Origin of the sequence: Parasynechococcus sp. (genome assembly GCF_042954245.1) — a bacterium.
Classification (GTDB): Bacteria; Cyanobacteriota; Cyanobacteriia; order PCC-6307; family Cyanobiaceae; genus Parasynechococcus.
In genome coordinates this window covers 1-25,529 of the sequence record NZ_JBGKDP010000187.1, presented here as the reverse complement: position 1 = coordinate 25,529, position 25,529 = coordinate 1, and the positions used below count along the sequence as shown (strand labels likewise).

30 protein-coding genes and 4 pseudogenes are annotated in these 25,529 nt (G+C 61.5%); 9 read left to right on the top strand and 25 right to left on the bottom strand.

Annotated features, from left to right (window positions below; all coding sequences use genetic code 11):
- The first annotated feature begins 80 nt into the window (after positions 1 to 80).
- Positions 81 to 927: pseudogene (gene ppk2 / locus ACGVJ8_RS08415) on the top strand (polyphosphate kinase 2).
- 271 nt (positions 928 to 1,198) lie between these two features.
- Positions 1,199 to 1,411: a hypothetical protein gene (locus ACGVJ8_RS08410; protein WP_392347184.1), complete on the top strand. Its 213-nt coding sequence runs from the start codon at positions 1,199 to 1,201 to the stop codon at positions 1,409 to 1,411.
- Between the two features lie 108 nt (positions 1,412 to 1,519).
- Here ACGVJ8_RS08410 and ACGVJ8_RS08405 read toward each other — a convergent pair whose 3' ends face one another.
- From ACGVJ8_RS08405 to ACGVJ8_RS08390, 4 genes and pseudogenes are all read right to left on the bottom strand, one after another.
- The gene (locus tag ACGVJ8_RS08405) at positions 1,520 to 2,311 is read right to left on the bottom strand and encodes a hypothetical protein (protein WP_392347182.1); all 792 of its coding nucleotides are present in this window, start codon (positions 2,309 to 2,311) and stop codon (positions 1,520 to 1,522) included.
- A 46-nt stretch (positions 2,312 to 2,357) separates the two neighbouring features.
- A complete protein-coding gene (locus ACGVJ8_RS08400) occupies positions 2,358 to 2,582 on the bottom strand; it encodes a hypothetical protein (RefSeq protein ID WP_392347180.1) in 225 nt (74 codons plus the stop codon).
- Between the two features lie 127 nt (positions 2,583 to 2,709).
- The gene (gene arsJ / locus ACGVJ8_RS08395; RefSeq protein WP_392347178.1) at positions 2,710 to 3,948 is read right to left on the bottom strand and encodes an organoarsenical effux MFS transporter ArsJ; all 1,239 of its coding nucleotides are present in this window, start codon (positions 3,946 to 3,948) and stop codon (positions 2,710 to 2,712) included.
- Positions 3,945 to 4,972 (bottom strand): annotated as a pseudogene (locus ACGVJ8_RS08390) (ArsJ-associated glyceraldehyde-3-phosphate dehydrogenase). The gene arsJ and the pseudogene ACGVJ8_RS08390 overlap by 4 nt, the downstream one beginning before the upstream one ends.
- A 62-nt stretch (positions 4,973 to 5,034) precedes the next feature.
- Here ACGVJ8_RS08390 and ACGVJ8_RS08385 point away from each other — a divergent pair.
- The 4 genes from ACGVJ8_RS08385 (at position 5,035) to ACGVJ8_RS08370 (ending at position 7,062) form a co-directional block, all read left to right on the top strand.
- The gene (locus ACGVJ8_RS08385; protein WP_392347176.1) at positions 5,035 to 5,352 is read left to right on the top strand and encodes an ArsR/SmtB family transcription factor; all 318 of its coding nucleotides are present in this window, start codon (positions 5,035 to 5,037) and stop codon (positions 5,350 to 5,352) included.
- Between the two features lie 2 nt (positions 5,353 to 5,354).
- Entirely contained in the window at positions 5,355 to 5,663 is a 309-nt protein-coding gene (locus ACGVJ8_RS08380; protein ID WP_392347174.1) for a DUF938 domain-containing protein, read from the top strand.
- Positions 5,660 to 5,971, top strand: coding sequence for a DUF938 domain-containing protein (locus tag ACGVJ8_RS08375; protein WP_392347172.1), 312 nt, complete (start codon positions 5,660 to 5,662; stop codon positions 5,969 to 5,971). Before ACGVJ8_RS08380 ends, ACGVJ8_RS08375 begins: the two co-directional genes overlap by 4 nt.
- A gap of 65 nt (positions 5,972 to 6,036) precedes the next feature.
- Positions 6,037 to 7,062, top strand: coding sequence for a mechanosensitive ion channel family protein (locus ACGVJ8_RS08370; RefSeq protein ID WP_392347170.1), 1,026 nt, complete (start codon positions 6,037 to 6,039; stop codon positions 7,060 to 7,062).
- On the opposite strand, the gene ACGVJ8_RS08365 is transcribed toward ACGVJ8_RS08370, so the two are convergent.
- Positions 7,023 to 7,337 carry a Tat pathway signal protein gene (locus ACGVJ8_RS08365; RefSeq protein ID WP_392347168.1) on the bottom strand — a complete coding sequence of 105 codons (315 nt, stop codon included), beginning with the start codon at positions 7,335 to 7,337 and terminating at the stop codon, positions 7,023 to 7,025. The genes ACGVJ8_RS08370 and ACGVJ8_RS08365 overlap by 40 nt on opposite strands.
- Positions 7,338 to 7,375: 38 nt before the next feature.
- Complete coding sequence (locus ACGVJ8_RS08360; RefSeq protein WP_392347166.1) at positions 7,376 to 7,618, bottom strand: hypothetical protein; 243 nt, start codon at positions 7,616 to 7,618, stop codon at positions 7,376 to 7,378.
- 216 nt (positions 7,619 to 7,834) lie between these two features.
- On the opposite strand from ACGVJ8_RS08360, the gene purS reads away from it, so the two are divergent.
- The 3 genes and pseudogenes from purS to ACGVJ8_RS08345 all read left to right on the top strand — a co-directional run bounded on the left by purS (position 7,835) and on the right by ACGVJ8_RS08345 (position 9,688).
- The gene (gene purS, locus ACGVJ8_RS08355) at positions 7,835 to 8,089 is read left to right on the top strand and encodes a phosphoribosylformylglycinamidine synthase subunit PurS (RefSeq protein ID WP_392347190.1); all 255 of its coding nucleotides are present in this window, start codon (positions 7,835 to 7,837) and stop codon (positions 8,087 to 8,089) included.
- The gene (purQ, locus tag ACGVJ8_RS08350) at positions 8,086 to 8,736 is read left to right on the top strand and encodes a phosphoribosylformylglycinamidine synthase subunit PurQ (protein ID WP_392347164.1); all 651 of its coding nucleotides are present in this window, start codon (positions 8,086 to 8,088) and stop codon (positions 8,734 to 8,736) included. The genes purS and purQ overlap by 4 nt, the downstream gene beginning before the upstream one ends.
- Positions 8,736 to 9,688, top strand: a pseudogene (locus tag ACGVJ8_RS08345) (LD-carboxypeptidase). Before purQ ends, ACGVJ8_RS08345 begins: the two are co-directional and overlap by 1 nt.
- 87 nt (positions 9,689 to 9,775) lie before the next feature.
- On the opposite strand, the gene fba reads toward ACGVJ8_RS08345, so the two are convergent.
- The 19 genes and pseudogenes from fba to ACGVJ8_RS08250 form a co-directional block, all read right to left on the bottom strand.
- Complete coding sequence (gene fba / locus ACGVJ8_RS08340; RefSeq protein WP_392347162.1) at positions 9,776 to 10,849, bottom strand: class II fructose-bisphosphate aldolase; 1,074 nt, start codon at positions 10,847 to 10,849, stop codon at positions 9,776 to 9,778.
- A 60-nt stretch (positions 10,850 to 10,909) separates the two neighbouring features.
- The gene (locus ACGVJ8_RS08335; protein WP_392347160.1) at positions 10,910 to 11,992 is read right to left on the bottom strand and encodes a Gfo/Idh/MocA family oxidoreductase; all 1,083 of its coding nucleotides are present in this window, start codon (positions 11,990 to 11,992) and stop codon (positions 10,910 to 10,912) included.
- Position 11,993: 1 nt separating this feature from the next.
- On the bottom strand, positions 11,994 to 12,365 hold the full coding sequence (locus tag ACGVJ8_RS08330; RefSeq protein WP_392347158.1) for a hypothetical protein: 372 nt from the start codon (positions 12,363 to 12,365) through the stop codon (positions 11,994 to 11,996).
- A complete protein-coding gene (gene accD / locus ACGVJ8_RS08325) occupies positions 12,362 to 13,243 on the bottom strand; it encodes an acetyl-CoA carboxylase, carboxyltransferase subunit beta (protein ID WP_392347156.1) in 882 nt (293 codons plus the stop codon). The genes ACGVJ8_RS08330 and accD overlap by 4 nt, the downstream gene beginning before the upstream one ends.
- A gap of 55 nt (positions 13,244 to 13,298) precedes the next feature.
- Positions 13,299 to 13,923: pseudogene (locus ACGVJ8_RS08320) on the bottom strand (prepilin peptidase).
- Positions 13,911 to 14,042, bottom strand: coding sequence for a hypothetical protein (locus tag ACGVJ8_RS08315; protein WP_392347154.1), 132 nt, complete (start codon positions 14,040 to 14,042; stop codon positions 13,911 to 13,913). Before ACGVJ8_RS08315 ends, ACGVJ8_RS08320 begins: the two are co-directional and overlap by 13 nt.
- Before the next feature lie 223 nt (positions 14,043 to 14,265).
- Positions 14,266 to 15,168 carry a phosphoribulokinase gene (locus tag ACGVJ8_RS08310; protein ID WP_392347152.1) on the bottom strand — a complete coding sequence of 301 codons (903 nt, stop codon included), beginning with the start codon at positions 15,166 to 15,168 and terminating at the stop codon, positions 14,266 to 14,268.
- Between the two features lie 64 nt (positions 15,169 to 15,232).
- Positions 15,233 to 16,306, bottom strand: a complete 1,074-nt coding sequence (gene leuB, locus ACGVJ8_RS08305) for a 3-isopropylmalate dehydrogenase (protein WP_392347150.1) — start codon at positions 16,304 to 16,306, stop codon at positions 15,233 to 15,235.
- A gap of 35 nt (positions 16,307 to 16,341) precedes the next feature.
- The gene (gene lpxD / locus ACGVJ8_RS08300; RefSeq protein WP_392347148.1) at positions 16,342 to 17,382 is read right to left on the bottom strand and encodes a UDP-3-O-(3-hydroxymyristoyl)glucosamine N-acyltransferase; all 1,041 of its coding nucleotides are present in this window, start codon (positions 17,380 to 17,382) and stop codon (positions 16,342 to 16,344) included.
- A gap of 35 nt (positions 17,383 to 17,417) precedes the next feature.
- Positions 17,418 to 18,491, bottom strand: coding sequence for a glutamate 5-kinase (gene proB, locus ACGVJ8_RS08295; RefSeq protein ID WP_392347146.1), 1,074 nt, complete (start codon positions 18,489 to 18,491; stop codon positions 17,418 to 17,420).
- Entirely contained in the window at positions 18,488 to 19,009 is a 522-nt protein-coding gene (locus ACGVJ8_RS08290; protein ID WP_392347144.1) for a YqeG family HAD IIIA-type phosphatase, read from the bottom strand. The genes proB and ACGVJ8_RS08290 overlap by 4 nt, the downstream gene beginning before the upstream one ends.
- Positions 18,997 to 19,551: a DUF3727 domain-containing protein gene (locus ACGVJ8_RS08285; RefSeq protein WP_392347142.1), complete on the bottom strand. Its 555-nt coding sequence runs from the start codon at positions 19,549 to 19,551 to the stop codon at positions 18,997 to 18,999. Before ACGVJ8_RS08285 ends, ACGVJ8_RS08290 begins: the two co-directional genes overlap by 13 nt.
- A 20-nt stretch (positions 19,552 to 19,571) precedes the next feature.
- Positions 19,572 to 20,048: a Holliday junction resolvase RuvX gene (gene ruvX / locus ACGVJ8_RS08280; protein ID WP_392347140.1), complete on the bottom strand. Its 477-nt coding sequence runs from the start codon at positions 20,046 to 20,048 to the stop codon at positions 19,572 to 19,574.
- The gene (locus ACGVJ8_RS08275) at positions 20,048 to 21,079 is read right to left on the bottom strand and encodes a hypothetical protein (protein WP_392347138.1); all 1,032 of its coding nucleotides are present in this window, start codon (positions 21,077 to 21,079) and stop codon (positions 20,048 to 20,050) included. The genes ruvX and ACGVJ8_RS08275 overlap by 1 nt, the downstream gene beginning before the upstream one ends.
- Positions 21,080 to 21,117: 38 nt before the next feature.
- On the bottom strand, positions 21,118 to 22,278 hold the full coding sequence (locus ACGVJ8_RS08270; protein WP_392347136.1) for a F420-0:Gamma-glutamyl ligase: 1,161 nt from the start codon (positions 22,276 to 22,278) through the stop codon (positions 21,118 to 21,120).
- A 64-nt stretch (positions 22,279 to 22,342) separates the two neighbouring features.
- Positions 22,343 to 22,909, bottom strand: coding sequence for a thylakoid membrane photosystem I accumulation factor (locus tag ACGVJ8_RS08265; RefSeq protein WP_392347134.1), 567 nt, complete (start codon positions 22,907 to 22,909; stop codon positions 22,343 to 22,345).
- Positions 22,910 to 22,924: 15 nt separating this feature from the next.
- A complete protein-coding gene (locus ACGVJ8_RS08260) occupies positions 22,925 to 24,520 on the bottom strand; it encodes a DUF3685 domain-containing protein (RefSeq protein ID WP_392347188.1) in 1,596 nt (531 codons plus the stop codon).
- 68 nt (positions 24,521 to 24,588) lie between these two features.
- A complete protein-coding gene (locus tag ACGVJ8_RS08255; RefSeq protein WP_392347186.1) occupies positions 24,589 to 24,957 on the bottom strand; it encodes a Fur family transcriptional regulator in 369 nt (122 codons plus the stop codon).
- Positions 24,958 to 25,085: 128 nt separating this feature from the next.
- Positions 25,086 to 25,529: HisA/HisF-related TIM barrel protein (locus tag ACGVJ8_RS08250; RefSeq protein ID WP_392347132.1), on the bottom strand; the 444-nt coding region annotated here is incomplete at its 5' end.

The window sequence follows — 25,529 nt, the reverse complement described above, 5'->3', positions numbered from 1 at the left end:
CAAGCGATCACGACGTAACAGCCGTTCTTGAGGCCATCAATCACTACAGCGATGGAGATATCGATCGTCCGCAGGAAATCATGGTGGAGCTGCAGGAGGGTTTTTTCAACAAGCACAAACGGCTGAACAAAAAGATCTACGAAAAGGAGCTGGCCAAACTCCAGACGGAACTGGTCAAGATGCAGTACTGGGTGAAAGCCACCGGCTTTCGCATGATCATCCTGTTTGAGGGGCGAGACGCCGCAGGCAAGGGTGGATCGATCAAACGGCTGACGGAGCCCTTGAACCCCAGGGGATGTCAGGTGGCGGCCCTGGACACGCCTTCAGAGCATCAGAAAAGCCAGTGGTACTTCCAGCGTTATGTGGAGCATTTTCCCAGTGCCGGAGAAATCGTTGTCTTTGACCGGAGCTGGTACAACCGGGCCGGCGTGGAAAAGGTGATGGGCTTCGCAACACGCGAACAAGTGGAGCAGTTTTATGTTTCGTACCCACAGTTTGAGCAAATGCTGGTGCAGGACGGAATCCTGCTGCTCAAATACTGGTTTTCCATCAACGATGATGAACAGGAGAAGCATTTCCAGGAACGCATTGATAACGAAGAGCGTCGCTGGAAGATGAGTCCGATGGACATCGAGTCACGCAACCGCTGGGTGGAGTACTCGAAAGCGAAGGACACCATGTTTTCCAAGATGCACATCTCGGAAGCCCCATGGTTCACCGTAGAGGCCAATGACAAGCGCCGCACTCGCTTGAGTTGCCTGCGCCACATTCTCAGCAAGGTTCCCTATGAAGACATGACACCTCCCACCCATCAAGATGCCGAAGCACCCGAAGCAAGGAAGCTACAAACGGCCTCCCTTCAACGAGCAATTTTTGTACCGAACAACTGTCTCTACAAAGATTAAGGAAACACACTACAACAAGTAAAAGCAAGGATTTTGCTCATTCATCAGCCTGAGCAGCTTCAATCAAGCAGCCCATTTTTATGCAAGACGATGATTATTTTTTCGCTCATTCCATCATTAAAAAGCTCGGCTGACATCCGTCCTGCAAAAACCATCTTGCCGTGCTGATATCTGACAATCAACAAACCGCCTACATCCGTAGCGCTTGCTGGGCTTGAGTCCAGACAGCAGCACGCTTTAAGGTATCCAACCATCCGCTTCAGTAGGTTTTGCTCGGTTCCTGGCAAGTCCTAATGCGGTGTATCGCCAGCGCACTATTCCTTGTGGCCCATGGCCTGCTGGTGTTGGAGAACATCACGATTGGAACGGCACTGCATGGGATTGCGGAGTTGTTCCTGGCCCCTTGGGCCATCCGCCACAAAGCCTGGGACATCATCGTGATCGGGCTGATTTTCTGCGTCTTCGACCTGTGGGGAACGCTGCGCTTGACCGGAGTGTTGGTCTAAACCCCTCAACCACTAAGCCGCTGGGACCAAAAACCAAAGAGCTGCCACGACGACCAGAGGAACATCCCAAGGAAGATCCAGTTCAGCCAAGCGGGACGTCTGTCGTTTTCAAACATCTCTCAGGTCAGAAGGAAGGCGACACCTGACCTTATCTGTACCGCCAGTCAATGGCCATGAAGCAGGAAGTTGAAGCAGCAACAGCGCCCCCATACCTCCACACCCCGCCAGCAGCCAGGGCAAGCGAGCTTGCTGTAAATCAAGCAATTCGTCCCGGAACACTGCCATCAAGAGGCCTCCACCGAGAAACGCGGTTGCCGTCGGCAGCGTGAGCGCATCCACAGGATGAAACACAAAGGCATGCAGAAGACCCAGAACAAGGGCAGCACTTCCAATCCAACGGTTGCGGCGGCGGAATCGCTGCGGATGATGCTCCGCTGCATAGCGGTCCATCAACAACACATGGGCACTGATCGCAACAGTGAACAAAACGCCGTAAGCCAGTCCGGTTGTGATCAGTGACGGCAAGGAATAAGCGTAGAGGTAATTGATGGCGGCAAAGTTGAAGAGCTGCAGCCAAACCGCGTAGGGCGGTGCCCCCTTCGTTTGCTTCATCAGCACGTTCAAGCTGAACATCACGAACACGGCGCCCAGAGCAACCAGGAACAGCAAGGCTTCCATCAGAGGGGCCGGCACGTAATCGATGAGCTCTCGGACGTCGGAGAGTTCAGTTCCACCCGATGCCAACTCCGGCAGCAAATGGATAAACACGTAGGTCAATCCGGCGCCCCCTCCAACGGACGCCCAGCGCTGCTGCTGCTCTGAGCATGAGAAAACCCAATTGGCCAGCCAATGACAACTGCCGATCGCCAATACGCAGAGGGACGCAATCAACCAGACCACTGATCCCAATCAGCCGCTCAAAGTCTGATGAACGACAGCTAAAACGTCATGACCTCGCCGAGGAACTCCAATCGGCGGAACGAAACGACACATTGGCACCACCACTGCGTTTCAAATCGTGCATGCCCTCCAACTGGTTGTACACCGACAGCAGCTGCCTGCGCATGTGATCGGTATGGGGCAGATCAGCGATCAAACGCAGCACATCTTCCAGGGATCGCTTGGCATCGATCACCAAACGACAATCGGGGCTACCAGGCTCGTCACGCATGGGATCAGAAGCGAATAAATCCATTCAGCAGAAAATGCCCGCTCGCGGGTGTCTGAATCCCTACCAACGCGGCGATATTCAGCAGAAATTCAGAGTTCGCCCCCAACCGACTTCACCCATATGTTGATCACATGGCGTTTCGCACGGCCGGCAGTCTGAGGCTGCTGAACCAGGACAACAACACCAGCAGGGATGAAGTCCAGAGACAGGCCTGCATGCCGGCGGATTCGGTTCTACCGAGCATGAACACCGCCCCCGAGATCAACATGCCCACCAGTCGACCGGCCGCATTGGCCATGTAATAGAAGCCCACATTGAGGCTGACGCTCTCCGCATCGGTGTACGCCAGCACCATGTAGGAGTGGATTGACGAATTCATCGCGAACACCACCCCAAAGGCGGCAAGGCCAGCAGTGATGGCCACCGCGACATCCACCTGGCGCCACAGCGCCACCGCGATCAGAGCCGGTATCGCCGTCAACAACGCACTCCAGAACTGCACAGCAGACACTCCCGGAGATGTGGTCTGCCCCCAGAGCCGTCTCAGGCCAGTCGCTGATCCCTGGACGATGCCGTAGCCAATCATCCAGAGACCGAGGAAGCCACCGATTTCCCAGAAGCTCCAGCCCAGGGAGGCCTCGAGGAATACCGGCAAGGCCACCACGAACCAGACATCCCGGGCACCAAACAAGAAGAAGCGCGCCAGAGACAGCACGTTGATGCCCTGAGATTTCGAGAATAGCGACGAGAAAGTCGGCTTGGACTTCATCTTCCCGATCTCCCCGGGCAGCACCAGCGTGAGCAGGAAGGCGAGGGCGAGGCCTGCCGCCATCCAGCCCACGGCAGCGTTGAAGCCAAAGGCGGTCAGCAGCACCCCACCGAGAAAGAAACCCACACCCTTGAGGGCGTTCTTGGATCCTGTGAGGATCGCCACCCACTTGAACAGCTGCTGCTGATCATCTGGTGTTTCCGGCACCACCGTCTTGATGGCACTCTTGGCGCTCATCTTGTTGAGGTCCTTGGCGATGCCGCTGATGGCCTGAGCGACCATCACGTAGATCACGCTCAACAGTTTCGGCCAACTGCCGGCGACGGGCATCAGCATCAGCAGCGCAAGAATCTGCATCAGCGTGCCCACCCAGAGGGTGAGCCGAAGCCCATAGCGGGCACCGATCCAACCGCCGTAGAGGTTGGTGAGCACCCCGAAAAACTCGTAGAAGAGAAACAGGAACGCGATCTCGAGGGTGGTGTAGCCGAGCTGATGGAAATGGAACACCACCAACATCCGCAGCGCCCCATCGGTGAGCGTGAAGGCCCAGTAATTGGCGGTGACGATGCCGTACTGCTGCAGAGGGGAAAGCTTCATGCGTCCAGCCCAACCACGTGGCAGGTGAGGTCGGCCATGCGGCAGCTGTACCCCCATTCATTGTCGTACCAGGCAAATACCTTCAGCTGGTTGCCATCCACGACCATCGTCGAGAGGGCATCGACAATCGAGCTGCGGTTGTCGTTGGTGTAGTCGCACGACACCAATGGGGGTTCCTCATAACCCAGGATTCCCTGCAGCTGCTTATCAGCAGCTGCTTTGAACGCAGGCAGCATTCACCTGCTCCACCGTGACGCTCTGCTTGAGCTCGAAGACCGCATCGGTGAGCGATCGATTCAGCAGAGGAACGCGAACGGCATGACCGTTGAGCTTGCCCTTGAGTTCCGGGAAGATCATCGCGATCGCCTTGGCTGAGCCGGTGGTGGTGGGGATCAGTGAGGTGAGCCCGGAGCGTGCCCGGCGCAGATCGCTTTTGAAGGAATCGATCGGCACCTGGGTGTTGGTGATGTCATGAATGGTAGTGATCAGGCCATGCTCGATGCCGAAGCTCTCGTGCACCACCTTTACGAACCGGCGCCAGGCAATTGGTGGTGCAGGAGGCAGCCGTCACGAGCTTATGCCGCGCCGGTTCGTAAAGGTGGTGATTGATCCCATAGACGATCTTGAGTGCGTCCTCACCGGCGACGACACCCTTCACAGGACAGGCCACCACCACGCGCTTCAAACCCACCTGCTCGAAATAGGGGTTGAGGGTCTCTGGCGTTTTGATCTTGCCGCTAGCCTCTAGCACCATCTCCACCCCCCGATCGCTACAGGGAACGGCGGTGGGGTCTTTTTCGCTGGACCAGGTGAGTTGGGATCCCTCCACGCTGAATCCATCAGCGCTGCTGGTGATTCCCTGGTCCCAGCGACCATGCACAGAATCGAACTCGAGCAGATGGGCCGCCGTTGCTGCATCGCCAGCGGGATCATTGATGTGCACCAGTTCGATCCCAGGCCGGCCCCAGAGGGCCCGGAACACCAGGCGACCAATCCGTCCAAAGCCGTTGATGCTAATCCGCATGCCAGCCCCCCCTTAATCAATCAAATTATGTTGATCCAAACAGAGCGGGGGACATTGCTCTTGTGATCCAGAACGCCCTCAATGTCGAGCAGTCGAGACAGCTGCTCAAAGCACTGGCCGACCCGATCCGCCTCGACGTGATCCATGCGCTGGCGCAGGGCGAACGATGCGTCTGTGACCTCACCGATGATCTCAACCTTTCTCAGTCGAAGCTCTCGTTTCATCTCAGGGTGCTTCGCGAGGCGGGGCTGCTGACGGATCGGCAGAGCGGCCGCTGGATCTACTACCGCCTGCAACCGGATGCCCTGGCAGCACTGGAAACCTGGCTGGCTGAGCTGCGCCGCCACTGCAGCCAGAGCGCTATCCCCTGCTCGAGCTGACGATGAACCAACGGCTTTTTTTCCCGGCCACAGAACGCAACCGCGGTCCCATCGAAAATCTGCTGAACCAGCTGTTGCCTCCCTCAGGGGCCGTGCTGGAACTGGCCAGCGGCAGTGGTGAGCATGCCGTCTGCTTTCAGCAGCGCTTTCTCCATCTTCGCTGGCAGGCCAGTGATCCTGATCCAGATCATCGCGCCAGCATCAACGCCTGGATCCAGCACCAGAGCCTGAGCCAGGTGATGCCAAAAGCCCTCAACCTTGAGTTGAATCCCGCCCCTGGCCCCTTCCCCAGACCGTCCGAGGGGCAGTGAACGCTGTGGTTTGCATCAACCTGCTGCACATCAGTCCAGCCAGCTGCACTGATGCCTTGCTCCAGGAATTGGCCCTGTTGCTGCCCAGCGGAGCCCTCTTGATCATTTACGGCCCATTCATGCGCAATGGTGCTCACACGAGTGCAAGTAATGCCGCCTTCGACCAATCCCTGAGGGAACGCAACCATCAATGGGGGTTGAGGGAGCTGAATCAAGTGACAGCCATCGCAGCCAAGGCTGGCTTCAAAACCGAAAACGTGGTCTCTATGCCCGCCAAAAATCTGACTTTGGTTTTTCAGCGCGCTTGAGCCCGATCTTGCTTGCCAGCTTCAGGAAGGCCGTCGACGATGATGCCACAATACCGACGTAAGCGATGGATCTGACTGATTTTTTAGCAACGCTGCTGATCGGCTCAGCCATCACCCTGACCCTGTCGTTCCTATGTAAAACAGTTTTTCCTCGCTTCACCAAGCGGAGCAAAACCGACTTCGACGACTTTGTGCTCAATGCCTTTGCCGCTTCGGTGGTGCCTTTCGGCTTGGCGGTCACTTTGATTCTCGCCCAGGACGGTCTGGGCTTGCCCAACAACATTGCAAGGGCCTACGATACATCACTGCGTATTGTTGGCACGATCATTCTGATTCGGTTGGTCAACCGGGTCGGTTCGCGATTCCTTTTCGGATTGGTGCGCCGCGCAGGCGCGGATGATCTTCAACAACTCCTCCAAAGCCTGCTCCCGCTGCTGAGAACCGTGGTGTGGGTCATCGGCACCTTGGTACTGCTGCAGAGCCTGGGCGTGAAGATGACGGTGATCTGGGGTTTGCTCAGTGCCGGCGGCATCGGCATCGGTTTAGCCCTGAAAGAACCGGCCCAGGAATTGTTCGCCTACCTGATGATTCTTCTGGACAAGCCTTTCACCGTTGGGCAATTCATCACGGTGGGCTCCACCTCAGCAACGGTGGAACGCATCGGTGTTCGCTCCACCCATCTGCGCAGCCTGCGCGGCGAACAAGTGGTGATGAGCAACTCAACCCTTACAGGCTCCACCATCCTCAACTTCGCCGAAATGGCGCAACGCCGGATGATCTATTCCATTGGCGTCACCTACAGCACATCCGTCGAGCAGATACAGGCGATCCCGACGATGGTTCAAACCATCATCGATGCTCAGGAGCACAGCACCTTTAACCGCTGCCACTTCACCGAATTCGCTGATTCAAGCTTGAATTTTGAACTGGTTTATTACATCGACACCCGCGATCTCACCGTCGCTCTGAACGAGCAGCAAAAGATCAACCTCGGAATCATGGAGGCCTTCGCCCAAGAAGGCATCGACTTTGCCTTCCCAAGCAGGACGCTCTATCTCGAGGGAGATTCACTCACCGGCAAAGCCTCCTGAGCCGTCGGCACGGCAGAACGCCAGACGACGCCACCGATCAACAGGGCCGAGGCCGCCACAGCAGCGGTGAAGGGAATCAAGCGACGACGATCTGGACCGGTCCCAACGGCGATCTGGCCAGAGATGTTGTCGCGTCGTGACGCCAGAAATGTCCCCTGCCGGCATCGGGTGCACACCATGTTGGTGATGCCGACACTTTTCAACTTGAAGCCGTAGCGACCCAGGATCTCAATGGGTGTTCCGCAGCTGGAGCAAGGGAGAGAAAAAACTGACATGGGATATCTGCCCTCAATTCAGATCTATCACCCCAGCCTCACTCCAAAGGAACGGCACCCGTGGCACAAACAGAACCCCAGTAGAGGCTGTGGTCCGCCGTCCAGAACGGCTGAACCTCGAGCCAGTTCTCAGCATGACCAACCCGCATCATCACCTTGCCGCTGCCGTCATGGACAAATTCGACGCGCTGCTGATTCCAGGTCAACACCCAGCGCTCTCCAGGACTGGAGGCGACCATCCGACAGGGACTCCAGGCCTGCTGAGCGATCCGGCAACGCATCGAGACCGCCGCTGCTGAGCTTCCACCTACTGAGCTGCCAATCAGGAGTAGAACAGCGCTCCAGAGCTCAATGCGAAACAAAGACACTGACTCGACACCACGCTGGCGAAAGGCCTCTTTTCACCATGGGGGTGGGCAATGGTCACGCCGTAGAGGCGCACCGGATCTCTTCAGGGTTTGGTGTCTGTCAAGATTTGAATAGACCAGTTGCTGATCGTGCCGCGTTTTCAAGCCCGCGTCCTCGTGCGTCTGCGCCCCTCTGTGCTCGATCCAGCCGGAGAAGCCGCGCGTGGTGCCGCCGAACGACTTGGGGTGGAAGGCCTCAGCAAACTGCGCATCGGTAAGGCCGTGGAAATGGAGCTGGAGGCTCCTGATGCAGCCGAAGCCCGCCGCAGGGTGGAACTCCTCAGTGATCGTTTGCTGGCCAACCCGGTGATCGAAGACTGGACCCTGGAGTTGAAGCAGTCATGAGCATCGGGGTCATTGTTTTTCCCGGCTCCAACTGCGATCGGGATGTGCAATGGGCAACCGAGGGTTGCCTTGGGATGAGCACACGCCGGGTCTGGCATGAGGAGACCGACCTCAGCGGCTTTGACGCCATCGTTCTGCCCGGCGGGTTCAGCTATGGCGACTACCTGCGTTGCGGCGCCATTGCCCGCTTCACACCAGCCCTTCAGTCCTTGATCGACTTTGCAGCCAAGGGCGGACGCGTATTCGGCATCTGCAACGGATTTCAGGTGCTCACAGAACTGGGCCTCCTCCCCGGTGCACTCACCCGGAACCGAGATCTGCACTTCGTCTGTGAAGACGCGCCCCTCAAGGTGGTGAGCCAACGCACGGCCTGGATGCAGGGGTACAGCGATGGAGCCCTGACCCTGCCGATCGCCCACGGTGAAGGCCGCTACCAGTGCAGTGATGACACACTCAAGCAGCTTCAAGACGAAGACGCCATCGCCCTGAGCTACGGCAACAACCCCAATGGGTCGGTGTCCGACATCGCGGGCATCACCAACGCCAGTGGCAGTGTTCTTGGCCTGATGCCCCACCCGGAGCGGGCCTGTGATCCAGCCACGGGAGGAACCGACGGCCGCCGCATGCTGGAAGCCCTGCTGGGTTGATGCTAACCCGCCGGACGCTGTTGATTTCAGGGGCATCCACGATCATCACGGCCCTGCTCTCCCCCAGAGCCATGACTGCCCAGCGCAGGCTGAAACCCCTGACGCCTGGATCACGCATCCGCGCCGTGAACCCTGGCACCTGGATGGATCCAGACACCGATCTCCAAGCCTTGCGCGAACTCTGTGATCAACAGTAATGGCATCTGGAGATTCCCGCAGCTTTCACCCGTCAATGGCGCTATTTCTCGGGAACCGACCAGGAACGGGTTCAGGATCTGAGGTCAGCTTGGAACGATCCAACCGTGGATGCGGTGGTGACTCTTGGCGGTGGCTGGGGGGCTGCCCGGGTGCTCGAAGCTGGTTTTCGCTTTCCGCGACGTCCCAAATGGAGCCTGGGGTTCTCCGACACCAGCTCTCTTCTGCTGGCCCAATGGGCCGCTGGCCTGCCGGGGGCCATCCATGGTTCCTGCAGCGGCACTGAGGCGCAGTGGCAACGCACGGTGGATTTGCTCTGCGGACGTCCGGTGTCGCCCCTGCTGGGCGAGCCACGACGGCGGGGGGTCGGCCGAGGCCCCTTGGTGGTCACCAACCTGACCGTGGCGACCCACCTGATCGGCACGCCCTGGCTTCCCCCCTGAAGGGAGCGATCCTGGTGCTGGAAGACGTGGGCGAAGCACCCTACCGGGTTGATCAGATGCTGACCCAGTGGCGTAACGCAGGCCTGTTGCAGCACTTGGCAGGGGTAGCTTGCGGTCGCTTCCACTGGGCTGAAGACGACATCCTTCCCGGTGATTTCACGATGGACGAGATCCTGGAAGAACGCCTTGGCGATCTGGGCATTCCACTGGTCCTGAATCTGCCACTGGGCCATGGACGGCCCAACCAGGCCTTGCCCCTGGGAGCGCAGGCACAACTGGATGGCAACCACGGCCTGATCAGCCTGATGACCTGATCAAAAAGTGACGCTGCTCCAGCGTGAGCAGCGCGACAAAAAAAGGGACCTTTCGGCCCCCGGTGATTGATCCTTTGATCGTGACGATCAAGCAGCGACGGCAGGCTTGGGATCCAGAGCGCCTTTGGCATAGAGACCTGCGTAGTAGGTGATGCTCTGCTGCTGGATCTTGCTGGCGTTGCCGGCAGCCCAGAACTGCTGGTAACGATCCAGGCAGACTTGCTTCATGTACTTCCGAGCCGGCTTATTGAAGTGGCGGGGGTCGAAGTTGGAAGGATCGGCCATGGCGGCTTCACGCACAGCGGCGGTGAAGGCCAGACGGTTGTCAGTGTCGATGTTCACCTTGCGCACACCGTTGCGAATGCCTTCCTGGATTTCCTCGACGGGAACGCCGTAGGTCTCGGGGATGGCACCACCGTGTTTGTTGATCATCTCCAGCCATTCTTGGGGAACGGAGGAGGAGCCGTGCATCACCAGGTGGGTGTTGGGGATGGCTTTGTGGATCTCAGCGATGCGGCTGATGGCCAGCACTTCACCAGTGGGCTTGCGGGTGAACTTGTAAGCGCCATGGCTGGTGCCGATGGCGATGGCCAGAGCGTCGCACTTGGTCTTGGCAACGAAGTCGGCAGCCTCAGCGGGATCGGTGAGCAGCATGTCCTTGGACAGCTCACCCTCGAAACCGTGGCCGTCTTCGGCTTCACCCTTGCCGGTTTCCAAGGAGCCCAGGCAACCCAGCTCACCCTCAACGCTCACACCCACGGAGTGAGCGAAGTCCACCACCTGCTTGGTGACGTTGACGTTGTAGTCGTAGCTGGCGGGAGTCTTGGCGTCGGCTTCCAGGGAGCCGTCCATCATCACGGAGGTGAAACCGTTGATGGCAGCGGAGTAGCAGGTGTCCGGGGCGTTGCCGTGGTCCTGGTGCATCACCACGGGGATGTGGGGATAGGTCTCGGTCGCGGCCAGGATCAGGTGACGCAGGAAGATCTCACCGGCGTAGCTGCGGGCACCGCGGGAGGCCTGGAGGATCACAGGGCTGTCGGTCTCGTCAGCCGCTTCCATGATGGCCTGGACCTGCTCCAGATTGTTCACGTTGAACGCAGGAATGCCGTAGCCGTTCTCAGCGGCGTGGTCGAGCAGGAGCCGAAGCGGAACGAGCGCCATGGATAAATCCTCGGAGGGTTGGGGTCGTCAAAGACGAATCGCCGGCAATTTTACCGCGTGTTACGCAAGATCCAATGTGCCGCCTGCTGCTTGATCGCAGGCCACACGACTGGCCACGCCCTCGGCCAGTCCAGGCAGCATCGGTCGCCCACTGCGAATGCTCTCGGCCCACCAGCCCAGCACGCGGGCCACCGGGGCGATGCGGCCATCGGACCAGGTTTCCGGGAAGGCAAGGTCGGCATCGGGCTCCACCGTGCGGAAGGGCTCACCAATCGGGGCATGCTGGAGCTCAAAGCCATGGACGTAGTCCTTCTGGTTGGTGCTGCTGAGTAGCAGCGATCCCGAGGAACCCACCACATCCAGGCAGAAACCGCGACCGTTACGCGACACAGAACTGAGGCTGACCTGAGCTGGCATCGGCAGCTCCTGCCTTCCCTGCCAATAGGCAACGGTCTGTAGCAGCGACACATCGGGGGCATCCACGGCGGCTAGGCCACCATTGGGATGGGGGCGTTGCTTGATCGAAACGCTGTTCAGGGCCTGTACAGCCCCCAGGGGACCGATCAGCCAGGCCAGCATGTCCAGGGCATGGGTTCCGAGAGCTCCGATCACGCCGCCGCCCTGATCCGCCTGGGCATACCAGTTCCAGCCGCGCTGGGGATCGGCACGGCTGCCCATCAACCAGTCGAGCTTCACGAGCCAGGGCGTGCCGACAGCGCCGGCCTGCAGGAGGCGTGCGGCCTGCATAAACAAGGGAACAGCCCGGTATTCGTAATCCACAGCCACCGACAGTCCCTGTGCCAAGGCAAGACGCTGCAGCTCCCGGGCTTGATCAGCATGCAGAGCGATGGGCTTCTCCAGCAGCAGGTGCTTGCCCGCCTCCAGGGTCCGACGGGCCAGGTTAAAGCGAGGTGCCGGGGGGGTGGCGATGACCACTGCGTCCACCGCGGGATCAGCCAGCAGAGCATCCCAGTCGCTGAATCCCTTCAAGCCATGGGCAGCCATGGCGGCATCCAAGCGCTCCTGGCGCGGGTGCCAAAGCGCCACCGCCTCAAGATCAGTCGCTGCCGCAAGGGCCGGCAGGTGCACCTTTTCCCCGAAGCCGAGACCGGCAACGGCAACACCAAGGGGTTGTGGAGACATCTCAGCTGGGCAGGGGTTCGGTACAAACAGCCTCAATCACGGAGATGATCAGCCCGTCATCCCCAGCAGGCTGCCATTGGGCACGAAAACGTGGCAAACCATTCACCTGTTTGTCGCGATACAGCCCCTGGGAGCAGTCCAGTTGCATCACATAGAGCTCACCGGAGGGCTGATCTCCGTCGTCGGTGGCCGCTGGGGTGAACCGGCTGAGCACGGTTCGGTATCTATCCCGATCGATGCGCACACTGCCGCGGTCCCACCACTGCTGGCCCGCGTCGGTGGCAGGAACCTCAATCCATTCCACGGGGCCAGCCAGAACGGGAGCGACCCAACAGGCCAAGGCCAGGATCAGAACAAAACCAGCTCGGATCATGCGCTGGTGAGCTCCATCGGTTTGCAGCCGTGCAGGCGCAGAAGATTGGCCAGGGTGGAGCGCAGCTGGGTGCGGGGAACGATCGTGTCCACGAAGCCGTGCTCCTGCAGATATTCAGCCGTCTGGAAATTGTCGGGCAGCTTTTCCCGCAAGGTCTGCTCGATCACCCGGCGCCCAGCGAAACCAATCAACGCCTTCGGTTCCGCCAGGATCAGGTCGCCCAGCATGGCGAAACTGGCGGTTACACCTCCGGTGGTGGGGTGGGTGAGCAAGGGCATGTAGAGCAGCTCGGCTTCGCGGTGGCGTTCCAGCGCGCCGGAGATCTTCGCCATCTGCATCAGGCTGAGTATCCCCTCCTGCATCCGGGCACCGCCGGAGGCACAGACGATCAGCAGCGGCAGCTTGCGGGCGGTGGACTCCTCGATCAGACGGGTGATTTTCTCCCCGACCACAGAGCCCATCGATCCCCCCATGAAGCGGAAGTCCATTGCTGCCAGGCCCATGGGGATGCCTTCCACCCGGCAGAGCCCGGTGACCACACCATCCCGCAGCCCCGTCGAGGCCTGACTTTCCCGCAGACGGTCAGCATAGGCGCGCCGGTCTTTGAATCCGAGGGGATCCACCGGTGCCAGATTCGCATTCAACACCTGGAAGCTGTCGGGGTCCGCAATCAGTGCGATACGTTCAGCACTGTCGATCCGGTGGTGATGGCCACAGTTGGCGCAAACACTGGCATTGAGTTTCAGGTCTTTGAGATAGACGACCTGACCACATTCCGGACATTTGCTCCACAGACCATCGCCTTCATCGGGTTCCTGCTTGACGTTGGCGACGTACTGACCCTTGCGGCGATCAGCAAACCAATCGAACAGAGACACACAGGGCCGTCAACTCACACCATTAAAAGCCGGCTCGGGACTAGACGCTGGTGAATCAAGTGCCCAACACCATCAACCAGGTGCTCCACCACCACTGCGGACCGGTCAACCAAACCAGCCAAATGCCCAGGGCGATGAAGGGACCGAAGGGGAACGGTTCCCTGGGGCCCAACCGGCCACTGAGGCGAGCGGTGCTTCCGACCAATGCTCCCGAGACAACCGCAAGGGGCATCGCCCAGGCCCAGCGCAGGCTGTCCCAACAACCGTTCGGCCAAGGCACTGAGACCTTCCAACAGCAGCAAGGCCAGCACCACGGCGATCAAATAGCTGGCCAGAACAGGGATGCCAGCAGCAGTGCTGACGAGCAAGCCCAGCACCACCCCCCAGCGGCATAGGGGCTCCGGCAACCAAAGGTGATCCAGAGGCCGGCACTCAGGGCCTCCACGGCGGGGTAACGCCAGCTGATCGCGGCATCACAGTCGCGGCAACGACCCCTCAGCAGCAGCCAACCGAGCACCGGTAGATTGTCATACCAGCGGATGGCATGGCCGCATTTGGGGCAGTGGCTGCCGGGGAAGACCACCGAATTCCTGGCGGGGCAAGCGCCAGGCCACCACGTTGGTGAAGCTGCCGACGCAGGCGCCCAGCAGGCCGGTCCAAGCCAGGATCAACCCTTCCATCGGGTCCGACCACGGCTCGTGCGCCCTCGGATCAGATCGATGGCAAGGAACTCTTCATCCGGCAAAAGAACAGGGTTCTCGAAGACCACCCGACCATCGGGTTCTTGCGGATCCACCACCACGCCGAGAGACTCATGCCCCGCAGGGGTGCTGGAGAGATAGGCGAAATAAACGCGACGGGCCTGGGCGATCAGCGAGTGGCTGTCAATGCGGTCTCAGCGGGGAGCCAAGGGCACCCCCAAGGCTCCACGGATTTCAAAGGAGGGCGTTGACAAAGAAATCGAGCCGACCTGATCTCTCAGATGGGCCCATTGTAGAGACGATTGCTGTAAGGAGAAGCGATCAGCTGAGCTTGTTCTTCTCTTCGATCATGCGGTGAATGATCGGGGTGAGAATCAGTTCCATGGCGAAGCCCATCTTGCCGCCGTTCACCACGATGCTGGTGGGGCTGGACATGAAGGAATCGTGGATCATGTTCAGCAGATAACCGAAGTCAATCCCCCACTTCTCGCGAGCACCCTTACGGAAGTGAATGATCACGAAGCTTTCATCCGGAGTCGGGATATTCCGGCAGATGAAAGGATTGGAGGTGTCCACGGTGGGAACCCTCTGGAAGTTGATGTCGGTCTGGCTGAATTGAGGGCAGATGTGATTGATGTAATCGGGCATCCGGCGCAGGATCGTGTCAACGATCGCCTCAGCGGAATAACCACGCTCAGCGTTGTCGCGGTGGATCTTCTGAATCCACTCGAGGTTGGTGATCGGCACCACACCCACCAAGAGGTCGGCCAGGGCGGCTACGTCATAGCCCTCGCCCTTCACTCCGCCGTGAAGGCCTTCGTAGAACAGCACGTCAGTGCCTGAGGGGATGTCTTCCCAAGGAGTGAACTGACCCGGCTCGAGGTTGACGCCAAGACGGGCGTTGTGTTCAGCCGCTTCTTCAACGCTGTGAAGGTAGTAGCGCTTCTGACCAGCACCGATTTTGCCGTAGGTGCGGAACAGTTCCTCGAGCTTGTCGAAGAGGTTGGCCTCGGGGCCGAAGTGGGAGAAGTTCTCACCCTTGGCCAGGGCATCCGCCATGGCCTGTTTCATGGACATCCGCTCATAGCGGTGGTAGCTGTCGCCTTCCACCACTGCAGGGGTAATGCCTTCCCTCGCAAAGATGTGCTCGAAGGCGCGCTTGACGGTGCTGGTTCCAGCTCCGGAAGAACCGGTAACAGCGACAACCGGATGACGCTTCGACATCGACGCAGGGACTATGGGCCTGGCGATCCTGCCAGATCAGGGCCCGATTGCACCAATATCTGGCTTACAGAGCTTTGAGCAATTGCTCACCCATGGCGCGACAACCCAGCTGTGTACAGCCTTCTGCCATCAGATCACCGGTGCGGAAGCCACCGGCCAAAACGGCATCGACGGCGGCCTCAATATCATCAGAAGCCGCAGCCTGTTTCAGGCCGATGCGCAGCATTATTGCGGCCGACAGCACCATGGCCATGGGATTGGCCTTGTCCTGACCGGCGATGTCGGGGGCTGAACCATGCACAGGCTCAAATAGGCCAGGCCCTTCACTGCCGAGAGAGGCCGAAGGTAGCATGCCGATGGAGCCGGTGAGCATCGCCGCTTCGTCGCTGAGGATGTCGCCGAAAAGGTTGCCGGTGAGCAACACATCGAACTGGCGGGGATCACGCACCAGCTGCATCGCCGCGTTGTCCACATACATGTGGGTCACCTCCACACTGCCGTAGGCAGGTGCCAGGGCATCCACACGGTCTCGCCAGAGCTGGCTCACATCAAGCACATTCGCTTTGTCCACCGAGCAGAGCCGGCCCCGCCGCTCCTGGGCGATCTCAAAGGCCACCTTCGCGATCCGATCCACCTCCGAGGCGGAGTAGGTCATGGTATTGAAGCCGCGCTCGTCTCCCTCGGTCTCGATACGTCCCTTGGGCTGACCGAAGTAGATCCCCCCGGTGAGTTCTCGCACCACCATCAGGTCCACCCCCTCGATCACCTCGCGCTTGAGGCTGCTGGCGTCGATGAGGGACGGAACAATCTTCACCGGGCGCAGATTGGCGAACAGCTCCATGCCGGCGCGCAGGCCGAGCAAGCCGGTTTCCGGCCGTTTCTCGCGGGGGAGGCTGTCGAAGCGGGGGCTGCCGATGGAGGCCAGCAACACCGCATCGGCTGCCTTGCAGGCCTCCAGGGTGCTGGCAGGCAGCGGCTCACCGGTGGCATCGATGGCGCTGCCGCCGATGAGCTGTTCCTCGAAGCTCAGCGAGAAGCCATGGCGCTGGCTCACCACCTCCAGCAGCTGACGGGCGACAGCGGTGATCTCAGGGCCGATGCCATCACCGGGCAGCAGAACAACGCGGTGCTGAGCCATGACGGTGCGGTACGGCAGGTCGACCGCTGAGGTTACTAAGGGGTGTCCCGCTTGAGCTCCCGCAGGGTCTTGGCCATCTCCGGCAACTTGCTGAAAGTGGAGGCACATCGCAGCCAGAGGCGATTGGGAATAGCAGGAAAACCGCTCATCACCTGTCCCGGATCGACATCGGCATGCAGCCCGGTCTTGGAGCTGGCGATCACACGGTCACCGATCACGACGCGGTTCCCCACCCCCACCTGGCCCGCCAGGATCACCCCCTGACCGATCCGGGCGCCGCCAGCGATGCCCACCTGGGAGGCGAAGGCACAGCCACGCCCGGTGCTAACGCCATGGCCGATCTGCACAAGGTTGTCGATCTTGGTGCCGGCACCAATACGGGTCTCCCCCACGGAAGGACGATCAATGGTGGTGCCAGAGCCCACCTCTACGAGATCTTCAAGAACCACCTGACCGGTCTGCGGTATTTTTCGCCATCCCTTCGCCGTCGGCACGAATCCGAACCCTTCGGAGCCAACAACGGCATTGGAGTTCACCACACAGCCACGCCCGAGACGGCTGCCGGGGTGAAGCACCGCATTGGCGTGCAGTTCGCAGCCATCACCCACCACCACGTCGTCGTAGATCACCACACCGGGATGAACGATGCAGTCAGCGCCAAGACGGCTTCCCTCACCGATGCAGACCCGCGGGCCCACCGCTGTGCCGGGGCCCACCACAGCCCGTTCATCGATCACCGCCGAGGGGTGAATCTCCGCCAAGGGTCGGCGGCGAGGATGCAACTGATCGAGAGCTTCAGCAAAGGCCAGACGCGGATCAGCGAAGACCGCAAAGGCGATGCCACGCTGCGATGCTAGATCAGTCAGATCCTGTTGGTCGGGCAGCAACAGGGCACCCACTCCGCTGGCGCCCAAAGCCGGCGTGAGGGCGTTGCCCTTCTCCAGAAAGCTGAGCTGCGCGACTGAGGCCTGATCGAGTGAAGCGGCACCTTCAATCCATGGGTCCAAACCCGGCTGGCTCCAGCGCAGGCCTGCATCACCGGTCTGCAGAACCTTGATCAGGGTGCTGAAACGCATGGAGGCCAGGACAGTCCGGCAGATCGTAGACGTGGTTAACGGCTGCGAAGTACCAGACCATCGCGATGCACCACCACCGGGGAGGACTCCACCGGCAATGGGTCATTCATCGAAGCCCGCAGCTGGTCGCTGTCCATCGAACAGAGGCCACGGCCCAGGTCCTCCCCATCGGGGTCCAGCAACTGAACGGGTTGATTGGCGGCGAAGTCACCCCGCACTGCCGTCACACCCACCAGCAACAGAGACGCACCACGGTGCTGCAGCGCAGCACAGGCCCCCGCATCCAGCTGCAGTTGACCCTCAGGCCGAAGCACGTGGGCCAGCCAACTGCGTCGATTGCCTAGGGGTTCAGGGTGGGGATGGAACACCGTGCCTCCCCGTTCCCCCTGCAACAAGGCCTCGAGGCGAGCAGGGTCGCGGCCGTCGGCGAGCTGCACGGTGATGCCACTGGCGGTGGCGATGCGAGCTGCCGCCAGCTTGGTGGTCATGCCCCCAGTGCCCCAGTGCCCCCCGTCGCCAGCCCCCTGTTCCAGCTGGTCCAGGTCGCGGGGGTGGCGAACATCAGAGATCGGTTGGGCGTTGGCATCAACCCGCGGATCCGAGGAATAGAGGCGATCAACATCCGTGAGCAGGATCAGTTGCTGCGCTTGAAGGGCGGCGGCCACCAAAGCCGATAGGGTGTCGTTGTCGCCGAAGCGCAACTCCGCCGGCGAGAGGGCATCGTTCTCGTTGATCACCGGCAGCACCCCCCAGCTCAGCAGCTGCCGCAAGGTGCCCGAAGCGTTCTGATAACGACGGCGATCGGCCAGGTCGGAGCGGGTCAGCAGCACCTGAGCCACGGAACGGCCATGGCGTTCCGTGGCCCGTTCATACAGCGCCATCAGCGCGCCCTGGCCGATGGCTGCAGCTGCCTGCAGGGCCACCACCGTGTCGGGTCGATTGGAGAGGGCCAGCTTCTGGCAGCCCAGCCCGACGGCACCACTCGTGACCAGTACCACCTGGTCCCCACGGTCCATGGCCCCTGCGAAGCAGCGGGCGTAGCCAGCAATCGTGTTAGCGGTCTCCCCCCGAAGCAGGCTGGTGCCGATTTTCACGACCCACAAGGTCATGCTGAAGGCGCCCCCATCACGCGGGCAATGGCGCGTTCAAACCGCTGCACCCAGTCATGACGGCAGGGCTTGCCGTCCTCTCGAACCGGTCGAACCAACACCGTGTAAAGGCCCATTCGGTTGCCGCAGAGCACATCCGTGAACAGGCGGTCGCCGATCATCGCGATCGCCTCCGGTGGCAGCGCGAGATCGCGAACCACGCTGCGCAGGGCGCCACGGCGGGGCTTGCCTGCACCAAAGGTGAAGCTGACCTCCAGCTGATCAGCCACGGCGGCAATCCGATCGCGGGAGGGGTTGTTACTGAACAGATGCAATTGCAGGCGACGGCCGGCATCCACAAGCCAGTCACGCACCGGCCCTGGCAGGGTCACATCACGACCGGGAAGGAGGGTGCGGTCGACGTCGATCACGGCAGCCCGCAGTCCATGGGCCGTGAGGTGGGGCAGCGAAAGCTGGGCAATGGTGAGATGGGGATCCCAATCGGGGGTCAACCAGTGCTGTGCCATCAATCCGGCCATTCACGCTCCTCCAGTTCCGCCTCAATCAAGGGTTGAACGCGGTCGAGCTCATCGTCGCTCAGCAGCACCGCCTGGCCATCCACCATTCGCACCAACACCAGGAACGGATCGAGCGGGATGTAGAGGCCGTATTCCTCCGCTTCAACCATGAAGCTCACCAGCAGTTCAAAGGTCTCGGCGTCCTCATCAACGTCGTCGCCCTCTTCCAGCTCGTCGAGCTCGTCCTGATCCGGCTCTTCCAATTCACCACTGACGGTGAGGGTGATCGCCGATCGCACCAAGACCAGGTCGTGCTCCTGGAGCACCACATCAGCCACCGAGAGAATCGGCTCGCTACTGGCGACTTCCGTGATCGGCACCGGCTCAGCAACGTCATTGAGCCGAAACAGCGACACCGGTGTGTCGACCGGCGAGAGCAGGGCGTAGTCCTGCCCCTCGAGGGGAATCAGATGCTCGAGGAAGCACAGCAGGTCATGACCCTCGCGGTCGCGGACCAGCAGGGTGGGGTGATCGCTGCTCTTACCGGGGACCGACTCAGACATCGACGCGGCTCTGACTGGGCTCAGGATCCACCATCGCCCGCCCCGGCGCCCGACCTTGACACACTGTACTGGGCCGGTTTGAGCTCCGGACCCTCCGCCAGCCATTGCTCCAGCAGCAGAGCAGCGGCTGCACTGTCCAGACGTCCGCTACGATCTTCCGTCAGCCCGAACTGTTCACCGGCCGCCCAGGTGCTGCTGTGTTCATTCACCCAGGCCAGGGGCAGATCGAGGGCGGCAGCCAGACGCAGGCCGTAACGCTGGCAATGCTCCGCCTGGGCCGTGGGCTGACCCGCTGCATCCAGGGGCAATCCCACAACAAGCCCCTGCACCGACCGTTCACAGCAGTGAGCCCGCAGAACGATCAGATCCGCATCAAAGCGACCGCGACGCAGGGCAGCGAGGGGCGTGACGCTGATGCCGAGGGCATCGCAGCCGGCCAGGCCGATGCGCCGCCGGCCCACATCCAGGCTGAGGATCGAACAGGGACGCGGCCGCATCAGTGCCGATCACCCAAGCTCGGCGTGGGCAGGGGTGTGCCCTGGGGCCGCAAACGGCCCAACACTTGATCGAGCGATCGGGTCAGCTGCAGGTTGCGCTGGGGTGACTGACGCCGCAACATGCTGCGACCGAGCAGCAGCTGCTCGTCGCCGCGGGTCCAGCCCTCCGCCTCCAGGATCCGGCTGAGTGGTGCATCGTCAAGGGCCGTGAGCAGCCCGCGGGGGCGGCGGCGCTGAAGGATCCCGTTCAAAACCTGGGGAAGGGCCTGATCCAGCCGGGGATCCCAGGCGACGTCGCGCATCAGCTCCAGAAACCCGGCCTCTCCCGCATCGGGAAGGCGGATGCAGCCCGCCAGAACAGCCTCTCCGGCCATGAGCACGCCGCAGCTGGGGCCGTTCCGGTCCAGCAGATCCAGCCAGTGGCGGTCGGTGATCTGACGCAGGTGGCTGTGGCTGCCGCCCTGCTCGATCGGCCACAACATCCCGGCGGTGCGGCGGTTCAATGCCGCCCAGCGCAGACCCGCAGGCAACTGATCGCTGCTTGGTGGCTCGACCTCAGCCCGTGGTGGACACCAGCACTGATACGGGCGAAGCGGTTGAAAGCCAAGCTCCCGCAGCAGGGCAATGGCATCTGCATCGGTGGCCGGGCAGCGGATCACCCAGCTGCAGATCTGGGCCGTCCAGGACTGCAGGGCCTGCTGAAGCAGGGACTGCTGGATGGTGCGATGGCTGTGACCATCCACCGCTCCTAGCAGCTCCGGTAAATGAAGGATCCAGCAGCTGCCGCGGCGGTTGAAAGGCCGGGCCACCACACTGGCCACCGGGCGATCTCCGGCGAGGGCCATCAGGCAACGGGGCGAGCGACTGGGGAGTAGATCGGGGAAGCGTTGCTCGACTCTGGAGAGCCATTCACCGATCAGAAAGCCCTGAAAACGTGAGAGTTGATCAAGCGGCGCGTCCTGAACCCACTGCGCCAGGTGGGCCGGATTGAGGGGCTCAATACGGATGGAGGTTGTCTTGGGTTCTTCCACCGGACACCCTCCAACCCCAACTGCTCACAATGTATCGCTCATTCCAGGCCTGGCCGCACCAAGACCAGGGGGGTGCGCTCATTGGCATTGCCGGCGGGATTGGGGCGCAGGGCACGGCCCAGCAAGCCCTCATCACAACCGGAGCTGGAAGCCAGCACCTTCACACGGCCGAGGTCGTTGACGTCGACGATGGCAACGTCGACCCCGAGTTCGCCAGAGGCATCACGACAGAACTGCTCGGCCCGGGATGGCCCCAGAACAATGGTCTGGTCGTAGGGCGGTGTGGTGCCGGTGATGTCGTCGATCAAGCGGGCCTGGTCACCGGCGAGGCGATAGAAGCCACCGGGGATGCCCACCAGCTTCATCAGCAGACCCCCCAGCCAGGCGGCCAGCACCCGGGTGGGCCCCACAAGATCGATCAAGGCCTGCATACCGCAGGCCGTCGCCAGGCTGCTGGTGGGATGGAACACATGGCAGGCCAGGCGCGCCACCATGCCGGGTTCAACCTCACTGGGATGGCGGTAGCGCCCCTGGATTACAGCCACGGGGGTCTCGCCGATGGTGAGGATGTCGCCGGGCTGGACCAGATCGGCGGCATAGGTGCGCAGGACGTCAATGGCGTCATCTAGGGGGCCGAGCAGGTGGGTACGCAGCGGCAAGACACGGCACCCCTCCCCCTGGCGGAAGTGGGCTTGATCGGGCTGCAGCGGTTCAGGACGGGTCAAAGGAACCAGCAAGCCCTGACGGCGCTGCAGGCGACCGAAGGGTCCGTAATTCACCCAGTGGGCATCCACCCAGAGGCTGTCGACCCGGGCCGATGGCGTTGGGCCGGTGATCTCGATCGAGACCCGGGCACGCGTGGTTTTGCGTCCTTTGACGATGTAAGCCGCCCAGTAGCCGTCTGCGCGGGTCTCCTCGTCGGGGTGGTCAGCAATGATCCGCGTTTTCAAGTCCAGGCCGGCGGGGTCGGAGGACCCCAGCAGCACGGGCTCGACCCGCAGCTCCGGCACAAAAACCTCCATGCGGGGATGGGGGTTGCTGATCTCCAGCACACCTTCAATGCGGAGCCACCCGCCCAGATCATCGACGCGCCAGTCGCGAGGCGTCATCCGCAACGGCGAGGCGGGTCGCAGGCGATGGCGGAGCTCCAGACAGGCCACAGCGAGACCAAGGCCGAGCGGAGCAAGCAGCAGCGACACAGCGGATCCGGCTCAGCGACCGGGACAACTGGCCGGCAGCGTAGGCGCCATGGCGGTGGGCGTCTCAGCTGGCGGTGACTTCGATGTTCACTTCGTTGAAGCTGCCTTCCTGATCAATGCGTCCCAGATCAGGAACGGGAAGACCGGTGGAGGCGCTGATGGCGTCATTGATCGCCACCAGGGGAACCTGACCGTTCTGATCGAAAACAACCCGGCCATCGGTGCCGATCACCACCACCTGCGGAATGGTTCCAGACCAATAGGTAGCTGGATCACCGACCCCCAGCGTTTCACGACCCTGCAGCGGATCGGTGGAGAGCGGCAGCAAATCGATGCTGCGGCCCCAAAGCCGTTGCAGTTCCGAAACCACCGGAGTGAAGCGTTTGCTCACGGCGCTGTCATCCAGATAGTAGACGATCACGGCCGTGCGTCCCTCAGCGAGGGACTCCTCCAGGGTGCTGGCGGGAGGAACCAACGAACCGTTGCCGGCGTAGAGGGCGTAGATGTTGCCGTCGTAGCTGTCGCTGTTCAACACAGCGGCAGCTGGTGCGACATGGAGCAGCAGCGCGATCGAAATGGTGATCAGACAGCGCACCAAAGCAAGCATCAAGCCGAAGCAGCGGATCGCCATTGTGGACCCAGGGGCCTAACCGCGACCGAAGCTGCGTCCCATGCCCTGGGCAATGCCCCGCCCCACCAGACCGATGGCGCGACCCAGCACCTGGGTGAGCAGGATCACGGCAAGGTCACCGATGCGGCGCACCAGGGCCTGCACCTGGGGTGCGAGGGCATCCCGCGCTTCCAACAGCAAGGCCACCTGCCGCTGCCACCAACCCAGCTGATTGAGCTCCTTATCGCGGGGCTCCGTCAGTAGCAGCGGTTCGATGCGACCGGAGCGCAATTGAAACAGGGTGCGCTGGCTTTCGTAGAGCTGAATCGGGCGCTCAACCCAATCCGCCCAACGCAGCTGAGTGTTCAAGCGGTTCCGGAGGCGGTCGAGTTCCCGGGTAGCCAGGAGAGGATCCCGCAGCAGATAACGACGCAGCTCCGGCCAGTCACCACAGGCATCGAGCAGTTCGGCACCAATCAGTTCCGCCGTCCTCACCAGCCAATTGCTGATCAGGGTTTCCAGTTGCAAGAAGGCCCTGGGCTCATCGGCCGGCAACAGCAAACCGTTCACCAGCATCGGTTGATCGGCCACCAGCGGCGCCAGCATTCCGGTTGGATCGGGCAGCTCGCCGTCAGCACCGGTGAGATCAGCACGGCTGAGCAGCGAAGCCACCACAGGCTGCAGCTCGCCGTCGCAGGGGATCTGGACGTAACTACCGACCAGAGCGGTGAGGGCCTGCTGGCGCAACTCGGGCTGCAAAGAATCCCAGGCCTGGGCTATCGCTGTGCCGTCCTGGCGGCTGCGCAGGCGCTGCAAGACCTGATCAAGCTGTTGCAACAGGGCCAGAAGCAACTCCCGGCGGTGATCCGGGTGCAGACCCTCAATCGCCAGCAGACGGCCGGTGGAATTGGTCAATCCAGCCTGAACCGATGCATCGATGCGGTCTCGGATGGCATCCCAAACGGCAACGGCATTGCGTTCGCGCAGGCTGATCGCCGTGGTGGTGGGTGATCCATCGCTGGATACGGAGGGCCCCAGGGGTTCTGCATGCTCGAGGCCCATCTGCAGCGGTCCCCAGAGCCAGAGCAGCAAGCCCTTGGCGAAGCGCAATTCGCGGCGGCGCCCCTGCAGCAGCAGAAACAGCAACGGCTGCTCCGGGGGTGGATTGAGCAGGGCCTCCACCCGTTGCAGGTCGCGGCTCACCTGCTGTAGGCCACTCACCAGCAACCACTGCCCCAGGCCCATGGTCTGCTCCTGGCCCTGGGACTCCGACGCAGCCTCCAGGCGAATGTCCCGTCCGCCCTGCAGCAGGGTTTCAATTGCGTTCTGCAGGCCCTGGGCATCGACGTTTTGAAGCAGGCCGGCCGCCGGCAGCTCCAGCAGCTGCTCCCGCGACAGGCGTAGCTCGCTGGGCAGCAGCAGCAGCACCGGGGCGGGCTGCCAGCGCTCCTGCAAGGCGAACAGCTCCTGCTGAAGCGACGCCAATGAGGCCACGCTGTCGATCGACCAGATCACCAAAGCCGGGGATCCCGTTAGGCGCTCAGGGGGAAGCATCACCTCCCAATCGTCCCGGGCGGAGGTGAGTTTCAGCGCCAGCGACTCCCCGAGCAGATCCGGAGCGAGCAGCAACATCCGCACCGGCGAAGGGGAGGCCAAGGGTTGAACCCGAAACAGTTGGGCTCAAGGTAACGAGCTTCTGCTCAGTTCTCCAGGGTGCGCCGGCCGTTCAATTGCAGGGTGTACGACTCGATGCGAAAGCCGGTGCGCTGTTCGATCTGACGCAACAGGTCGTCGGGAATAACAACGTCGATGTCTTCGATCGAACCGCTGTCCAGACAGGTGAGATGGCTATGGGGATCACTGCGGTAGCCGTATAGGCGACCACTGGCGCGGTCGAGACACTCGATCACCCCAGCCGACTGCAGGGCCTCGAGGTTCTGATACACCGAGGTGTGGCCGATGCTGCGCCCCCTCAGGTTCAGTTGTTCAAAGATGTCGCGAGCGCTGAGGTGGCTCTTTTCGCTCCAGAGCAGGTCGAGCACCATGCGCCGCTGACGGCTGAGGCGCATCCCCAGCCGCCGGCACTGCTCAAATACCTCCTGCAAGCTGCCCGCGGGGGACGACGTGCTGCTCTTGCCGGCGGCTACACTTGCCACAGAAGGTGCCTGATGCTTCAACCATAAGGCCCTAGGCCAGCTCAGGCGATGTCTGCCGCCACGGCGGTGACGTCTTGAAGCCTTACCTCACCCAACGCGGCGATGGCCTCCGCCAGGACAACACGGCCGTCGTAGAGAGCTCGGCCAACGATCACCCCCGTCACGCCAAGGGGCTCGAAGGGTAGGAGCGAGAGGAGGTCGGCCATGCAGCCGATGCCACCGGAGGCGATCACTGGAACAGCGCTGCATTGCGCCATGGTTCGCAAGGCTTCCAGGTTGGGGCCGGCGAGAGTTCCATCGGTGGCGATGTCGGTGGTGATGATCGCCGCGATGCCGGCGGCACTGAACTGCTTGGCCAGATCGGTGGCTAGAACATCGCTCTGCTCGATCCAGCCCCGGGTAGCCACCCGACAATCGTTGGCATCAATGCCAACAACGATGCGGTCGGGATGACGTTGGGCCAACTCCTGGATCAACTCCGGCTG